The organism is Streptacidiphilus albus JL83 (assembly GCF_000744705.1).
Classification (GTDB): Bacteria; Actinomycetota; Actinomycetes; order Streptomycetales; family Streptomycetaceae; genus Streptacidiphilus; species Streptacidiphilus albus.
On record NZ_JQML01000001.1, the window covers coordinates 5455704 to 5472030 of the forward strand.

A 16327-nucleotide genomic window follows, 5' to 3' on the forward strand; every position below is an offset into this window, starting at 1 on the left:
TGGCCCGTCCTCCCGCCGCTGACTCGTTCCTCCCGCGGCTGACTCGTTCCTCCTGCGGCTGCGCGGGCCCGGGCGGGTCAGTCCGCGGGGTGGCGCAGCTGCCAGCCGGCCCAGGCGGAGGCGACCATGTCGTCGAGGCCGTAGCGCGCGGACCAGCCCAGCTCCTCGGCGATCAGCTCGGCGGAGGCGACGACCCGGGCCGGGTCGCCGGGACGCCGGGCGACCACCTCGCCGGTGGCGTCCAGGCCGGTGACGCGGCCGATGGCGTCCAGCATCTCGCGCACCGAGACGCCCTCGCCGCTGCCGATGTTGAGGACCAGTTCGGTCCGGTCGGGCCGGTCCCGCAGCCGGTGGACGGCGGCGACATGGGCGGTGGCGACGTCCGAGACATGGATGTAGTCGCGGACGCAGGTGCCGTCGGGGGTCGGGTAGTCCGCGCCGAAGACCAGCGGGGGCAGGCCGGCGCTGAGGCGCTCGAAGACCATCGGCACCAGGTTGAACGCCCCGGGGTCGGCCAGCTCGGGGCCGGCCGCGCCGGCCACGTTGAAGTAGCGCAGGGCGACGGTGCCCATGCCGTGGGCCCGTCCGGCGGCCCGGACCAGCCACTCGCCGACCAGCTTGGTCTCCCCGTAGGGGCTCATCGGGGCGCAGGGGGTGGACTCGGTGACGGTCAGGACGTCCGGCATCCCGTAGACGGCGGCCGAGGAGGAGAACAGGAAGCGGCGGATCCCGGCCGCCGCCGAGGCCTCCAGCACGACGCGCAGGCCCTCGACGTTCTCGTGGTAGTACCGGAGCGGCTCCGCGACGGACTCGGCCACCTGCTTCTTGGCGGCGATGTGCAGCACGCCCTCGATCCGGTGCTCCGCGAGGACCCGGTCCAGCAGGGCGCGGTCCAGCGTGGAGCCGGTGACCAGCGGTACACCGGCGGGCAGCCGGCCCGGGTCGCCGGTGCTGAGGTCGTCGAGGACGACCACCTCGGTGCCGTCCTCGACCAGGGCGCGGACGACATGGGCGCCGATGAAGCCTGCTCCGCCTGTGATCAGCCAGCTCATGCCCAGCATGCTAGCGCCGGGCCGGGCCGGGCCGGTGCGGGCCGGTGCGGTCCGGGCCCGACGGTGAGGTCCGGGCCGGGACCGTCGTCAGCCGCCGACCAGCGCCCAGCGGGGGAGGACCACGCCGGGGATCAGGCTCTGGAACACGACCTGGACCGGTGCCCCGATCCGTAGCCGCTGGACCGGCACGGCGTCGCGGGGGGCGTCCGGGCGCCGACTGGTCGGGGTGAGCGAGCCGACCAGCCGGATGGCCGGGACGTCGTCCAGCTCGACGACGGCGACCGGGTAGGGGGCGTGCTCGGCGTAGGCGGGAAGCAGTGGCGGATGGGCGATGACGAAGGACCAGATGTGTCCGCGCCCCGATGTCGGCTGCCAGCGGCTCTCGAAGCTGTGGCAGCCCGGGCAGCAGGGGCGCGGCGGGAAGCGGGGCTGACCGCAGGCCGTACAGGCCTGGACGCGGAGCTCGCCCTGGCGGGCGTACTCCCAGAAGGGCGCGCCGTCGTCGTCCGGCCAGGGCAGCAGCAGTCCGTCGGCCAGTCCGCCGGCGGCGCGGACGGCATCGGTGACACTTTCCGTCATCTGTCATCTCCCAGCTGTCTCGTTCATCGGGCGGCGCCGAGGTGGTGCCGAGCGGGCGGTGCCGCGCGGGTGGTGCTCGGCGGGCAGCGCTCAGCGGCGCAGCAGCAGGGCCGAGGTGGGGACGCCCTCCCCGGCCGTGACCAGGCAGGTGGCGGCGTCGACGACCTGTGCGGTGGAGCTGCCGCGCAACTGCTTCACGCCCTCGTTGATCAGGTTGAAGCCGTGGACGTAGCCCTCGGACAGCCCGCCGCCGCCGGTGTTGATCGGCAGCCGCCCGCCCAGTTCCAGCGCCCCGCCCTCGGTGAACGCCGCGCCCTCGCCGCGTCCGCAGAAGCCGTAGCCCTCCAGCGAGAGTGGGATCAGTGGGGTGAAGGCGTCGTAGATCTGGGCGACGTCCACGTCCTCCGGGCCGAGGTCGGCGTTCTTCCAGAGGTGCCGGCCGGCGGTCCAGGCGGGGCCGGTCAGCGGGTCGTCGTTCCAGTAGTTGACCATCCCGTGGTGCTGGGCCGGCAGCCCCTGCGCCGCCGCGTGGACGTAGACCGGCGCCCGGCGGCAGTCCCGGGCGCGCTCGGCGCTGACCACCACGCAGGCCAGTGCGCCGTCGGTCTCGAGGCAGTTGTCGTAGAGGCAGAGCGGTTCGGAGATCCAGCGCGCGTCCATGTACATCTCCCGGGTCAGCGGGCGCTCGTACATGACCGCCGCCGGATTCTGGTTGGCCCGGTTGCGGCAGGCCAGGGCCACATTGAAGAGGTGGTCCCGGGTCGCGCCGTACTCGTGCATGTAGCGGCGGGCGAGCATGGCGATCTCGTCGGCCGGGCGGAGCAGGCCGAAGGGCCTGGTCCACTGCGCTGGGGTGGGCAGTTGGACGCCGGTGCTGGTCCAGGGGCGGACGCCGGAGCCGCGCTTGCGCGAGCGCCAGGCGACGCCGACGGTGGCCTGGCCGGTGGCGACGGCCATGGCGAGGTGGGCGACGGTGGCGCAGGAGCCGCCGCCGCCGAAGCCGGTGCGGCTGAAGAAGGTGATGTCGCCGGCGCCGATGGACTTGGCGAGTTCGACCTCGTCGGTCTCCTCCATGGTGAAGGATGCGAGGCCGTCGACCTCGCCGGGATCGATCCCGGCATCGTCGAGGGCGGCCAGGACCGCCCGGCAGGCCAGGGTCTTCTCCGATTCGTCGAGGTGCTTGGCGAACCGGGTCTGGCCGATGCCGACGATGGCGGTGCGGTCCTTGAGGGGGTCCGTGAAGGAGTCCTTGAGCATCGCGCTCCCCGAAGCCGTAAAGGATCTGACGTAGCGTCAGAATAGGTGGCGGACCCCTTGGCCGGTAGGCCGCCGCCGATCTAATCTGACGAAGCATCAGCATTGCTGGCAGTGCTCGGCCGAGTGGAGGACGCGTGCGCGGAGACCTGGAATGGGGCACCGTCCCCCGGCTGGTGCAGGCTGCCGCCGAGCAGCACGGCGACCGCGAGGCCGTCGTCGGTCCACGCACCCGGATCAGCTACCGCGACCTCGGAGCCAGGGTCCGCCGCGCAGCCGCCGCGATGATGGCCGCCGGGATCCGTCCCGGCGAGCGGGTCGCCCTCTGGGCCCCCAACACCCCGGACTTCGTCGTGGCCGCCCTCGGCGCGGTCAGCGCCGGCGCCGTCCTGGTGCCGCTCGGCACCCGGCTGCGCGGGGGCGAGGTGGTCGACCTGCTGCGCCGTACCCGGGCCTCGGCGCTGTTCGTCACCGACACCTTCCTGGGCACCAGCTACGTCGCCGCCCTCCGCGCCGCCGCCGCTGCCGCCGAGCCCGCCGCTGCCGCCGAGCCCGCCCGCCGTCCCGGCGCGGATCGTCCCGGCGCGGATCGCCCAGCTGCGGACAGCCCACTGCCCGGGCTGCCGGACCTGCGGCTGGCCGTCGTGCTCGGCGACCGGCCGGAGAACCGCGAGGGATTCCAGCACTGGCGCGGCTTCCTGGCCGCCGGCGCCGACGTGCCCGAGCGGGCCGTCCGCAGCCGGATCGAGGCCGTCGACCCCGACGACCCCGCCGACCTGATGTTCACCTCCGGCACCACCGGCCTGCCCAGAGCCGCCGTCACCACCCACGCCCAGACCCTCCGCTCCTTCTCCACCTGGGCCGATCTCGCCGGACTGGTCCCGGGCGACCGCTACCTGGTGGTCAATCCGTTCACCCACACCTTCGGCTACAAGGCCGGCATCCTCGCCTGCCTGATGCGCGGCGCGACCATCCTGCCGCAGCCGCTGTTCGACCCCGAGGCCGTGCTCGCCAAGATCTCCGGCGAGCGGATCACCGTGCTGCCCGGCGCGCCCACCGTCTACCAGACCCTGCTCGACCACCCCGGACGGGCCGGTCACGACCTCGGTTCGCTGCGGCTCGCCGTCACCGGCGCCGCCGTGGTACCGCTCGAACTCGTCACCCGGATCCGCGAGGAGCTCGGCTTCAGCACCGTGCTCACCGCCTACGGGCTGACCGAGTCCTGCGGCCTGGTCACCATGTGCCGGGCCGGCGACGACCCGGGACTGATCGCCGCGACCTCCGGCCGGGCCGTCCCCGGCGTCTCGGTCCGGGTCGCCGACCAGGACGGCAAGGCGCAGAGCCCCGGCACGCCGGGCGAGGTCCAGGTGCGCGGCTACACCGTGATGCGCGAGTACTTCGAGGACCCGGACGCGACCGCCGCCGCCTTCACCGACGACGGCTGGCTGCGCACCGGCGACATCGGCGTGCTCGACGACGCGGGAAATCTCCGGGTCACCGACCGGCTGGGCGACATGTTCACCGTCGGCGGCTTCAACGCCTACCCCGCCGAGATCGAGCGGGTGCTCAGTCGGCATCCGCTGGTCGCGGACTGCGCCGTGGTCGGCGTTCCGGACCCGCGGCTCGGCGAGGTCGGCAAGGCGTTCGTGGTGCCGAGCGGTACCCCGGGTCCGGACGCGGCCGAGGAGATCATCTCCTGGGCGCGGCGCGAAATGGCCAACTACAAGGTGCCCCGCCAGGTCGCCTTCCGGACCGAACTTCCCCGGAACGCCTCCGGCAAGGTGCTCAAGGGGCAGCTCCGCCGGGAGCCCTGACCCCGCGCGGACCGACTCTCACGTCTGCCCTATCCACGCCACAGCCTCAGCACAGGACGGTGCCGAAGCCTGTCCGGCATGAGCAATTCGACAGCGCTGGCGGGACAACCCGCCCCCCGGACCCAGGCGGACGCGCAGGCCGAAACGCAGGCCCGGGCAGAACAGCAGCCGCAGCCGCTGCCGCAGCCGGGCGCCCGTGCCCGCCTCGTGGAGATCGTCGTCCCCGTCTACAACGAGGAGCACATCCTCGCCCTGAGCGTCAGACGGCTGCACGCCTACCTGGCCGAGAGCTTTCCGTTCCGGTTCCGGATCACCATCGCCGACAACGCCAGCACCGACGCGACCTGGCAGGTCGCCCGTGCGCTGGAGGCGGAGCTGCCCGAGGTCCGCGCGGTCCACCTCGACCAGAAGGGCCGCGGCCGGGCCCTGCGGCAGGTCTGGGGAGCCAGCGACGCCGATGTCGTGAGCTACATGGACGTCGACCTCTCCACCGGCCTCGAAGCCTTCCTGCCGCTGGTGGCCCCGCTGCTCTCCGGCCACAGCGACCTGGCCATCGGCAGCCGGCTGCACCGGGGTTCGGCCGTGGTGCGGGGGCCGAAACGCGAGTTCATCTCCCGGACCTACAACCTGATGCTGCGCACCACCATGGCGGCCCGGTTCTCCGACGCCCAGTGCGGGTTCAAGGCCGGGCGCACCGAGGTCGTCCAGGCCCTGCTGGGCTCGGTCGAGGACCAGACCTGGTTCTTCGACACCGAACTGCTGCTGCTCGCGGAGCGCAGCGGACTGCGGATCCACGAGGTGCCGGTCGACTGGGTCGACGACCCGGACAGCCGGGTCGACATCGTCCGCACGGTCAAGGACGACCTCAAGGGCATGTGGCGGGTGGCCCGCCGGACGGTCTCCGGCGCGACCCGGCTGCCCTTGCCGCCCCGCGTCCAGCAGACCGAACTGCCGTCCGGGATGCGCCGCCAGCTGTCCAGCTTCGCCGTCATCGGCGTCGCCAGCACCCTCGCCTACCTGGCCCTCTACCTGATCCTTCGGCAGCTCGCGCCGGCCGTCCTGGCCAATGCGGCCGCCCTGTTCGTTACCGCGGTCGCCAACACGGCCGCCAACCGCCGCTTCACCTTCGGCGTCACCGGCTCGCGGGACGCGCTCAAGCACCAGGTCGAGGGCGGGATCGCCTTCGTCATCGGGCTGGTCCTGAGCACCGTGACGCTCGCGGTCACCGACGCGGTCGCCCCGCACGCCTCGCACCTCGCCGAGCTCGGCGCGCTGGTCGGCGCCAATGCGCTGTCCACCGTCGTCCGCTTCCTGCTGATGCGGGTCTGGGTCTTCAACCCCGGGCGCCAGGCCCGACGCAATGCGCCGCAACCGCCCACCACCGGTCAGGGCACCACCGACCTTGCCACCCCCCAGGAGCTGAGCCACCGATGACCGCACCGACCGAGGCCCCGACGACGTCCGCGGAAGCGGAGACCGGCCCGGGCAGACGCAGGCCGACCCGGCGCGGCCGGTCGCGGCGCAGCCTGCCGCAGCGCATCCTGCTCGGCCACGAGAACGCCCCCCGCTGGGCCCGCCCCGCCCTGTGGGGCGTGCTGCTGCTGGCGACCGCCGTCTACTGCTACGGCCTCGGCCGGAACGGCGACGCCAACTCGTACTACGCGGCAGCCGTCCTCAGCGGCACCAAGAGCTGGTCGGCGGCGTTCTTCGGCTCGCTGGACACCGGCAACTTCATCACCGTCGACAAACCGCCGTTCGCGCTCTGGCTGATGGAGCTCTCCTGCCGGATCCTCGGCTTCGGCAGCTGGCAGATGCTGCTGCCGATCGCACTGTCCGGGGTCGCCGCCGTCGGCGTGCTCTACAGCGCGGTGCGGCGCAGCTTCGGCTACGCGGCGGCCACCGTGGCCGCACTGGTGCTGGCGATCACGCCGATCACCGTGGCGATCAACCGCGACAACAACCCCGACCCGGTGCTGGTCCTGCTCACCGTCGCCGCCGCCTGGTTCTGCCTGGAGGCGATCCGCAGCGGTCGCACCATGCCGCTGGTGTGGACGGCGGTCCTGGTCGGCTTCGCCTTCAACACCAAGATGCTGGCCGCCTACATGGTGCTGCCGGCCTTCTTCGTGGCCTACCTCTTCGCCGCGCGCGGCGCGCTCCGGTCCCGGATCCGCACCCTGCTGATCGCGGGGGTGGCCCTGGTGGTCTCCAGCGGCTGGTGGATGGTGACCGTGGACTCGATCCCCGCCGCCGACCGCCCCTTCGTCGGCAGCAGCACCAAGGACACCGTCTGGGACCTGGTCACCGGCTACAACGGCCTGGCCCGGATCACCGGCGGCAGCGGCGGTGCCGGCGGGGGCGGCGGTGGAGGCGGCGCCAACTTCGGTGGCACCGCGGGCGCCGGACGGCTTTTCAACGACATTCTCGGCGGCCAGATCTCCTGGTTGATCCCCTTCGCCGCGATCGCCTGCGTCGGCGCAGTGGTGCTGCGCGGACGCCGTCGGCGCACCGACGTCCAGCGGGCCGGGCTGGTCCTGTGGGGACTGTGGCTGCTGACGCACTACGTGACCTTCAGCTTCGCCGACGGGACCTTCCACCCGTACTACACGACCATGCTCGCCCCCTCGATCGCGGCGCTCACCGGTGCGGGCGGAGTGGCCCTGTTCCGGGCGTTCCGCAGCAGGTCGGTGGCGTGGGCCTGGGTACTGCCGCTGGCCGTCGCGGTCACCGCGCTGTGGGCGGTGGTGCTGCTGCGCCGCGACAGCGGCTTCGACGGCTGGCTCTGGCCGGTGATCGCGGTGCTCGCGGTGGCGGCCGTCGCCGTGCTGCTGGTCGCCCGAGTCGGCACGCCGTCGGCCGGGCGGGGCTCGCTCAACCGGGCCCGACTGCTGACGGTCGGCGCGGTCGCGGCCCTGGTCGCGCTGCTCGCCGGTCCCGCCGCCTATGCGGCGGACACCGTGACCGCGGGCAGCATCCAGGGTGTCAACCCGACCGGCGGTCCCGCCACGAGCGGCGGGATGGGCGGCATGGGCGGAGGCTTCCCGGGCGGCGGGGACTTCGCCGGCGGCCGGACCGGCGGCTTCGGCGGTGAACGCCCCTCCGGCGCCGGTGGCGGGTTCCCCGGCGGTGCCGGTGCCGAGCAGGGCGGTGGCACCTCGGCCCAGGGCGGCCCTTCCGGGGAGAGCGGTGAGATGCCCGGTGGCGGCGGGATGCCCGGGGGCACCGGTACGGCGGGCAATGCCGGTACGGCGGGCGGCACCGGTACGGCGGGCGGTGCTGCCGGTAGTGAGCTGCCCGGTCGGAGCTCCGGCGGCATGACCGGTGCACCGACCATGGGTGGGAGCGGCGGCGGTGGCGGTGCGCCCGGCGGCATGGGCGGTGTCTCCACGGCGCTGCTCAGCTACCTGGAGGCCCACCAGGGCAGCGCCACCTGGCTGGTGGCGACGGCCAGCGCCCAGTCCGCAGCGGAGATCATCCTCCAGAGCGGCGGCAAGGCGGCCATCGGCATGGGCGGCTTCACCGGCGACGACCCGGCGATGACGCTCGCCAAGCTGAAGGGCTACGTCGCCTCCGGCAAGCTGCACTACGTCCTGCTGGACGGCACCGGCACCGGCACCGGCGCGGCCGGCGGCGGTGCGCCGGGCGGGATGGGCGGCGGCCAGGCGAACGCCGCAGCCACTTCGTACGTGACGTCGACCTGCACCGTGGTCAAGGCCTCGGAGTACGGCGGCACCAGCACCAGCACCAGCACCGCTGCGGGCTCCGCTGCGAAGGCGACCACCGGTGCGACCGGCGGGAGCTCGGAGACGCTGTACTACTGTGAGTGATGGAGCGGCCACCACTGGTGGCCGCCGGGCCCGCCGTCCCCGAACTTCGGGGGCGGCGGGCCTCCTGGCGCGCGGGGAACCATCGCCAGGCGCAGACTCGTCATTGTCATTGGACGCATCGATCGATCGTCCCCGGTGCTCCGAGTCGCCCTTCGTGCCTCTCCGTGCATGCTCGGGTGGCCTTGGGTCACCGACCCCGGGGAAATCCGCCAGGATACTGCAACTGGCGAGAAAAAACGCCACCTTGGGAATGATGTCCGGATTCTGGTCGTTGCATCGTTACGAAAGGCAAGCCACGAAAGGGCCAGCCAGGCCCGTTCCGTCTTCGTGAAGGAGCCACGCATGGCCACCCGTGCCGTCGTCCGCGACAAGGCCGACCGGACCCGCAACGCGCGTCCGACCAGCGGCGAGGCCGACCGCGACCTCGTCGGCATGTACCTCGACGAGATCGCCAGGACCCCGCTGCTCGATGCCGCCCAGGAAGTCGAACTCTCGACCCGTATCGAGGCGGGTGTGTTCGCCGAGCACCTGCTGGAGAACGGCGAGACCGTAGGCGACGCGAGCGAGGAGGAGCTGAAAGCCGTCGTCGCGGACGGCCGTCACGCGAAGGACGTCTTCATCCGCTCCAACCTCCGACTCGTGGTTGCCGTGGCCCGACGCTACCCCCGGAGCGGTCTTCCCCTGCTCGACCTGATCCAGGAGGGCAACGCCGGCCTGGTCCGCGCTGTCGAGAAGTTCGACTTCGGCAAGGGCTTCAAGTTCTCCACCTACGCGACCTGGTGGATTCGGCAGGCGATCACCCGCTCCATCGCCGACCAGTCCCGCACGATCCGGCTCCCCGTCCACCTGGTCGAGGAACTCGGCCGGATCCGCCGGGTCCAGCGCGAGAAGTCCAAGGAACTCGGCCGGGATGCCGAGCACGAGGAGATCGCCGCCGAACTGGACACCACGGTCGCGCGGATCAAGGACGTCCTGGACTGGGCCCGGGACCCGGTCAGCCTCAACATGACCGTCGACGACTCCGGGGAGACCCAGTTCGGCGACCTGGTCGAGGACACCAGTGCCACCTCGCCCGAGGACGCGGTGATGGTCATGCTGCGCCGTGAGGAACTGGAGGGCCTGATAGGGCGGTTGGACGGCCGGACGGCCTCGATCATCCGGTCCCGCTACGGCATGGAGGACGGCCGCGAGCGGACTCTGACCGAGGTGGGCAAGCAGCACGGGCTCACCCGCGAGCGGATCCGGCAGATCGAGAAGCACGCGCTGGCCGAACTGCGCAAGATCGCCGATCACTCGGGATTCGAGGCGGCGTGAGCAGCCCGGAGGAGCCGGCGCCCGACACCGGGAGGACGGCGGGTATTCCCGCCTCCTACCCTGGTGCCATGGCAGACGACACGACGAACAACCGCCCGGCGCTGGTCTTCGATGACCCGCTGACCCGGCCCAGCCAGGACGACACCGACTCCGGCTGGGGCGGCGGCGAGGGCGAGTCGGGCCGCGACGAGGCGTGGTACCGCCGCGAGACCCCGCCGCACCACGGCGGTTGAGAGCAGCGCAGCAGTCGATAGCAGGGCAGGGGAGTAGCAGGGCAGTGCAGCGGTCGGGCACTGCCGAGGGGCGGGACGAAAGGGCCGGGGCCGGTGCCCCGGCCCTTCGCCGTGCCGGCCGGACCCGTGCGGACGGCCCGCCGCTGCAGCGGCGGCCTCAGCGCTGGTGCACCAGCAGGTCCCGGATCTCGCCGAGCAGTTGGACCTCGGTGATCTCGGCGGTGGCCACCGCGTCCTCCTGGGCCTTCTTCTTGGCCAGGTAGGTGGCCATGACCTTGTTGGCGGGCAGGACGATGCAGAAGTAGACCACCGCGGCGGTGATCACGAACTGCAGCACCGCGGCGAGCACGGATCCCCACAGGATGTAGATGCCGTGGGGATGGGCGCCGGTGGTGACGCAGGGCCCCTTGAGGCAGGACTGGTAGCTGTTCAGGGAGGAGGTGCCGAAGGCACCGACGATCGGATTGATCACTCCGTTGACGATGGAGTTGATGACGCTGGTGAACGCCGCACCGATGACGACCGCGACGGCCAGGTCGATGACGTTGCCACGCAGGAGGAATGCCTTGAAACCCTTCACGGAACTGCTGACTTCCTTTTGCTGCCGGGGGACGGTCGGATGGGGCCCTGGGCCTGGGAACCTACGGCAGCGCGGGGCAGCCGACCGCGCTCCGTAGCTCCCCCTCCGACCCGTCCCCGACCACCCCGGCGCCCGCCGTCCTCCCCGCCCGCCTGCGCCTTCGCGCGCCCGGCCCGGACGGCGCACCTGCCGGAGCGGACCCGGGACGGCGTTGCGTTTTCACTCGAACGAAGGACCCCGGTCATCAGGGCTGTGCACCGCCAGGGGGGCTCGCGCGGCGGCGTGGACGCCGCCGGTGGCGGTCAGCGGACCGCGCAGCGAACCGGCGGCGAGGGTCGTCGCCGCGACCATCAGCCCGGCCGCGATCGGACCCGGCCTTCGCCGGACCGGCGCGGGCAGTCGGTGCCGGCCGCCACCGGCGCGGATCGGCGGGAAGAGGGCAACGGTGCGCGTGGGCGGAACGGCTGGTCCGCCGCCGACCAGCGGCGTGGCCGGCGGGGCCGGGCGTGGCGCGGGCACCGGGGTCGGCTCGTCCTCGACCCAGTGGTCGCTCCAGGAGTCCGTCCACCGTTCCTCCCGCTCCTGCTGCTGGTCGGGCGGCGCCGCCGCGGTGGGCTCGTCGGCGGCCCAGTCATTGGTCCAGCCGTCGGTCCAGGCCGGAGCAGCCCCGTAGGACGGCCCGACGGGCTCCGCTGCGAGCGGCTCGGCTGCGTACGGCTCCGCCGCGAGCGGCTCCGGGGAGCCTGCGCCGGCTGTGAGCGCCCCTGCCGGGGCGGTCCCGGCCGCCGGGGCTTCCGCGTCCTGTTCCCACTCCGTGGCGGGCAGGGGGCCGGACAGCGGGTCGGAGAGGGCGTCCCGGGCCGGTCCGGGGGTCAGGGTGTGGACGCGGTGCCGCTGGAACGTGCGCGGGGAGGTGTCGATGGTCAGGGTCATGGGGAACCACCGCCTTTGCGAGGCTGTCCGGAGCTGGGTACCCCTCAACCTTGTCGCTCAGCGGTGGCCCAGGGCGGCGCGAAGACCTCTCCTGTGGATAAACCGGGGGGTGTGGATAACTCCGTCACCCGATCGAGCAGCGCGCTCGGCCCCGCACCGCCCGCCCGCCCTGCCCGCCCTCTCCCGCCCTCTCCCGCGCCCGCCCCGGCCCCGCTCACGGCCCGGCCCCGCTCACGGCCCGGCCCCGCTCACAGCCCGGCCCCGCTCACAGCCCCAGCCCGGTCTCCTGCCCGTCCAGGGCCTGCGCGCACACGCACGTGCGGTCCTCGGTCGCGGGCAGCCCGCCGACCGCCTGCAGCAGCACGCCGCGCAGCCGGTCGATGTTCTGCGCGAACACCTCCAGCACCTCCGCGTGGGTCACCCCCTGGCCGCTCTCGGCGCCCGCGTCCAGGTCGGTGACCAGGGCGATCGAGGTGTAGCAGAGGCTCAGTTCGCGGGCCAGGACCGCCTCCGGATGGCCGGTCATCCCCACCACCGACCAGCCCTGGTCGGCGTACCAGCGTGATTCGGCCCGGGTGGAGAAGCGTGGGCCCTCGATCACCACCAGCGTCCCGCCGTCGACCGGCTCCCAGTCCTGGTCCGCTGCGGCCCGCAGCACCGCCGTCCGGCCGCGCGGGCAGTACGGGTCGGCGGCGGAGACGTGCAGCACCGCCGGGGTGCGGCCGTCGAGGCGCTGCTCGCCGTCGTAGTAGGTCTGCACCCGGCCGGTCGTCCGGTCCACGAACTGGTCGGGCACCAGCAGCGTCCCGGGGCCGTAGGCGGCCCGCAGGCCGCCGGTGGCGCAGGGGGCCAGTACCTGGCGGACGCCCAGCGAGCGCAGCGCCCACAGGTTGGCGCGGTAGTTGATCCGGTGCGGCGGAACCCCGTGGCCGCGGCCGTGCCGCGGCAGGAAGGCGACCCTGCGTCCGCCGGTCTCGCCGACGAAGAGAGAGTCGCTGGGGCGTCCGTAGGGAGTGTCGACGATCACCTCGGTGAGGTCGTCGACCAGTGCGTACAGTCCGGTGCCGCCGATGACGCCGACCTCGGCGCCGGCGGTGCTGCTCGGGTTCGCCATGCGCAGCAGCATAGGCGGGCCCGGGCATGCCGAAGCCCCGCGGTCCCCTACCGGGAAGAGACAGCGCAGGGCTCGGCCGGAAGACTCCGGGTCAGGCAGCCGGGGAGGAGCTGCCCCCCGAGGACGAACCGCCCGAGGAGGACGTCGAGGCGGACGACGACGTCGAGGAGGCGCCCGAGGTGGTCGAGGGCGTGCTCGACGAGCTGGACGACGACGAGGAGTCGCCGGAGGACGACGTCGACTTCGACGCCCCCACCGTGCTGCTCGACGAGGAGCGGCTGTCGGTGCGGTAGAAGCCGCTGCCCTTGAAGACCACGCCCACGGCGGAGTAGATCTTCCGCAGTCGGCCGCTGCAGTCGGGGCAGACGGTCAGGGCGTCGTCCGTGAACTTCTGGACTGCCTCAAGACCGTTGCCGCACTCGGTGCACTGGTACTGGTACGTCGGCACTTGTATTCCTCCTGGCACTCTCGCCTGATGAGTGCTAACGACGGTCAATGATGCGGTATTCCCCGGAGATAGTCCACTGTGACCGGTGTGAGCTGCGGCTCCGTATACTCCGGGCGGTCGGCGGCAGCCGTCCGGAGGGCCGGGCGGTGACCTCGGGCGAGGTAGGAGACGGCTCCGAGAAGGGGCAGAAGCCGGGTACCAGTCCGCAGCGGTTCCGCTTCAGGTGTTAGCGTCGGCCCCGCCGCGTTAGCGTCGGCCCCGCCGCACTGCAGGGCGGCGGACGAGCCCCTGCCTCACAAGGACCCTGATGCCCCGCACCAAGAAGTTCCGCCGGTTCCGACTGCTGGTGATCCTGCTGGTGGTACTGCTGGTGGCGGGAGCCGCAGGCGGAGGCTGGTACGGCCTGCGCGAGGTCCGCGCCTCCTATCCGCAGACGACCGGCACGATCGAACTCCAGGGCCTGTCCGGCCCGGTGACGGTGCTCCGGGACGCCAACGGCATCCCGCAGATCTATGCCTCCTCCTCGGCCGACCTCTTCATGGCGCAGGGCTACGTCCAGGCCCAGGACCGGTTCTGGCAGATGGACGTCGACCGGCACATCACCTCGGGGACGCTGGCGTCGATGTTCGGCGCGGGCAAGAACAACGCCAACGTCCAGTCCGACGCCTTCATCCAGACCATGAACTGGCAGGGGGTGGCGCAGCAGGAGTACGACACCACCGTCGACGCCGCCACCAAGCAGTACCTCCAGGCGTACGCCGACGGGGTCAACGCCTGGCTGAAGCAGCACCCGGGCGGGGCGGGGGCCTCCGTCGAGTACGCGATGCTGGGGCTCTCCCACGGCGGCTACCGGCCGGCGCCGTGGACCCCGGTCGACTCGCTGTCCTGGCTGAAGGCGATGGCCTGGGACCTGAGCGGCAACATGCAGCAGGAGATCGACCGCTCGCTGCTGGCGCAGAACCTGAGCAGCACTCAGATCTCCCAGCTGTACCCGGAGTATCCCTACGGCACCAGTGCGACGATCGCGAACACCGGCACGGTCACCGACCCCGGGACCAAGAACGCGACCTATGTCCCCGGCAGCGGGGACGGCTCCTCGGGAACGACCCCCACCACCGCGACGACCACCTCGGACCGGTCCAAGGGCAAGGGCGCCGGTGGGAAGACGTCGAAGACCAGCGGCGCCGGCACGGCGGCCGAGGGCGGCACCGCCGTCCAGGGCCTCACCGGCGCGGCGACCCAGCTCGCGGCGAACATCGACAGCGTCCCGGCGCTGCTCGGCCTGCCGGGGCAGGGCATCGGCTCCAACTCCTGGGTGGTCTCCGGCAAGTACACGACCACGGGGCTGCCGCTGCTGGCCGACGACCCGCACCTCAGCCCGGGGGTGCCTTCGGTCTGGGAGCAGATGGGCCTGCACTGCAACACGGTCGGCCCGGCCTGCCCCTTCGACGTCACCGGGTTCACCTTCCCGGGGATGCCGGGCGTGGTGATCGGCCACAACGCGACGATCAGCTGGGGCTTCACCAACATGGGGGCCGACGTCCAGGACCTCTACCTGGAGCAGGTGACCGGCCCGAACACCTACGACGTCAACGGCAGCAACGTCGACTTCACGACCCGGCAGGTGACCATCAAGGTCGCCGGCGGCCCGAGCCAGACGATCACGGTACGCAGCACCCAGGACGGGATGCCGATCATCTCCGACCACGACACCACCGAGCAGGCGGTGGGTCAGAACGCCCCGGTGGCGGGCAACGCCCCGCCACGGGGCAGCGGCTACGCCATCGCCCTGAAGTGGACCGCGCTGCAGCCGGGCACGACCATGGACGCGGTGTTCGGGCTGGACAAGGCCACCGACTTCGCCCAGTTCCGGACCGCCGCCCAGGACTTCCAGGTCCCGGCGCAGAACATGATCTACGCCGACACCTCCGGCAACATCGGCTACCAGGCGCCCGGCCTGATCCCGATCCGGGCAGCCGGTGACGACGGCACCTACCCCTCGCCCGGCTGGGACCCCTCCTACGCCTGGAAGGGCTACATCCCGAGCGCCGCGCTGCCCTGGGAGGAGAACCCCAAGGAGGGCTACATCGTCGCGGCCAACCAGGCCGTGGTGAACGACAGCTACCCCTACGAGATCACCCAGGACTGGGACTACGGCATCCGGTCCGCGCAGATCACCAGCCTGATCAAGAGCCAGCTCGCGGCCGGCAGCAAGATCTCGCCGGACTCCATGCAGTCCATGCAGACCGACGACACCAGCGTGATGGCGAAGACCCTGGTGCCCTACCTGCTCAAGGTGCAGCTGGCCGGCGGCTCCTACTACACCGACGCCCAGCAGCTGCTCCAGGGCTGGAACTACGACCAGGACGCCGGCTCCGCCGCCGCCGCGTACTACAACGCGGTCTGGAGCAACCTGCTGCACCTGGTCTTCGACGAGCAGTTCCCGGCCTCGGTCCGGGCGACCACCGACTGCATCATGGTCAACCAGAGCAGCACCCTGCCTTCGGACAGCCTCAACGGCGCCCCCGACATGCAGCGGGTCTGCGGCACCCGGACGCCCGACCAGGCGATGCCGGACGGCGGCGACCAGTGGATGACCGTGGTGGCCGGGCTGCTCACCCAGCCGAACAGCCCCTGGTGGAGCTACACCTACGACAACGGGGTCCAGGTGAAGGGGATGGACAACGTCCTCGCGGAGGCCATGAAGGACGCCCGGCAGCAGCTCACCTCGCTGATGGGCAAGGACATGTCGACCTGGAGCTGGGGCCGGATCCACACGATGAACCTGGACGAGCAGAGCCTCGGCACGGACGACTCCTCGTTCTTCTCCGGCCTGGAGCACAGCCTGCTCGACCGCGGCCCCTACCAGCTGGACGGCGGTTCGTCGGCGGTGGACGCCACCGGTTGGAACGCCGCGGCGGGCTACCAGGTCGACTGGGCGCCGTCGATGCGGATGGTCGTCGACCTGAGCAACCTGGACGCCTCCCGCTGGATCACCATCGGCGGGGCCTCGGGCCACGCCGACGACCCGAACTACAACGACCAGACCGCGCTCTGGGCCGAGGGCAAGCTGCTGACCTGGGCCTACAGCAAGTCGGCGGTCCAGGCCGCGGCCAAGGGCACGCTGACGCTGAACCCGGCCGGCTCCTAGCCGCCGCGGTCCGCTCCGGTCCGGGGCCCCG

General features: G+C 72.3%; 13 protein-coding genes. 6 read left to right on the plus strand and 7 right to left on the minus strand.

The genetic code is table 11. The features are described from left to right. Positions 1-77: 77 nt before the first annotated feature. From galE to BS75_RS23880, 3 genes are all read right to left on the minus strand, one after another. Positions 78-1052, minus strand: coding sequence for a UDP-glucose 4-epimerase GalE (gene galE, locus BS75_RS23870; protein ID WP_034089712.1), 975 nt, complete (start codon positions 1050-1052; stop codon positions 78-80). 87 nt (positions 1053-1139) lie between these two features. Continuing rightward, positions 1140-1631: a Zn-ribbon domain-containing OB-fold protein gene (locus BS75_RS23875; protein ID WP_042439958.1), complete on the minus strand. Its 492-nt coding sequence runs from the start codon at positions 1629-1631 to the stop codon at positions 1140-1142. A 90-nt stretch (positions 1632-1721) separates the two neighbouring features. Next, positions 1722-2888: a lipid-transfer protein gene (locus BS75_RS23880; RefSeq protein WP_034089713.1), complete on the minus strand. Its 1167-nt coding sequence runs from the start codon at positions 2886-2888 to the stop codon at positions 1722-1724. Between the two features lie 134 nt (positions 2889-3022). Between BS75_RS23880 and BS75_RS23885 the strand changes: the two genes are divergently transcribed. The 5 genes from BS75_RS23885 (at position 3023) to BS75_RS49450 (ending at position 10070) form a co-directional block, all read left to right on the plus strand. Further along, complete coding sequence (locus BS75_RS23885) at positions 3023-4699, plus strand: AMP-binding protein (protein ID WP_034089714.1); 1677 nt, start codon at positions 3023-3025, stop codon at positions 4697-4699. A 78-nt stretch (positions 4700-4777) separates the two neighbouring features. Beyond that, the gene (locus BS75_RS23890; RefSeq protein WP_081982545.1) at positions 4778-6133 is read left to right on the plus strand and encodes a glycosyltransferase; all 1356 of its coding nucleotides are present in this window, start codon (positions 4778-4780) and stop codon (positions 6131-6133) included. After that, the gene (locus BS75_RS23895) at positions 6130-8523 is read left to right on the plus strand and encodes a glycosyltransferase family 39 protein (RefSeq protein WP_152646151.1); all 2394 of its coding nucleotides are present in this window, start codon (positions 6130-6132) and stop codon (positions 8521-8523) included. Before BS75_RS23890 ends, BS75_RS23895 begins: the two co-directional genes overlap by 4 nt. A 342-nt stretch (positions 8524-8865) precedes the next feature. Next, entirely contained in the window at positions 8866-9837 is a 972-nt protein-coding gene (locus BS75_RS23900) for a sigma-70 family RNA polymerase sigma factor (RefSeq protein WP_034089715.1), read from the plus strand. 68 nt (positions 9838-9905) lie between these two features. Further along, positions 9906-10070 (plus strand): hypothetical protein, encoded by a 165-nt coding sequence (locus tag BS75_RS49450; RefSeq protein WP_169790803.1) that lies wholly within the window; start codon positions 9906-9908, stop codon positions 10068-10070. Positions 10071-10227: 157 nt separating this feature from the next. On the opposite strand, the gene mscL is transcribed toward BS75_RS49450, so the two are convergent. From mscL to BS75_RS46875, 4 genes are all read right to left on the minus strand, one after another. Further along, positions 10228-10650: a large conductance mechanosensitive channel protein MscL gene (gene mscL, locus BS75_RS23905; protein ID WP_034089716.1), complete on the minus strand. Its 423-nt coding sequence runs from the start codon at positions 10648-10650 to the stop codon at positions 10228-10230. A gap of 219 nt (positions 10651-10869) precedes the next feature. Then, on the minus strand, positions 10870-11583 hold the full coding sequence (locus BS75_RS44715; protein WP_052069652.1) for a hypothetical protein: 714 nt from the start codon (positions 11581-11583) through the stop codon (positions 10870-10872). A 265-nt stretch (positions 11584-11848) separates the two neighbouring features. Then, entirely contained in the window at positions 11849-12697 is an 849-nt protein-coding gene (locus tag BS75_RS23915) for an S-methyl-5'-thioadenosine phosphorylase (RefSeq protein ID WP_034093660.1), read from the minus strand. Between the two features lie 91 nt (positions 12698-12788). Continuing rightward, positions 12789-13145, minus strand: coding sequence for an FmdB family zinc ribbon protein (locus tag BS75_RS46875; protein WP_081982546.1), 357 nt, complete (start codon positions 13143-13145; stop codon positions 12789-12791). 307 nt (positions 13146-13452) lie between these two features. Between BS75_RS46875 and BS75_RS23925 the strand changes: the two genes are divergently transcribed. Then, entirely contained in the window at positions 13453-16296 is a 2844-nt protein-coding gene (locus BS75_RS23925) for a penicillin acylase family protein (protein WP_034089718.1), read from the plus strand. The last annotated feature ends 31 nt before the right edge of the window (positions 16297-16327 follow it).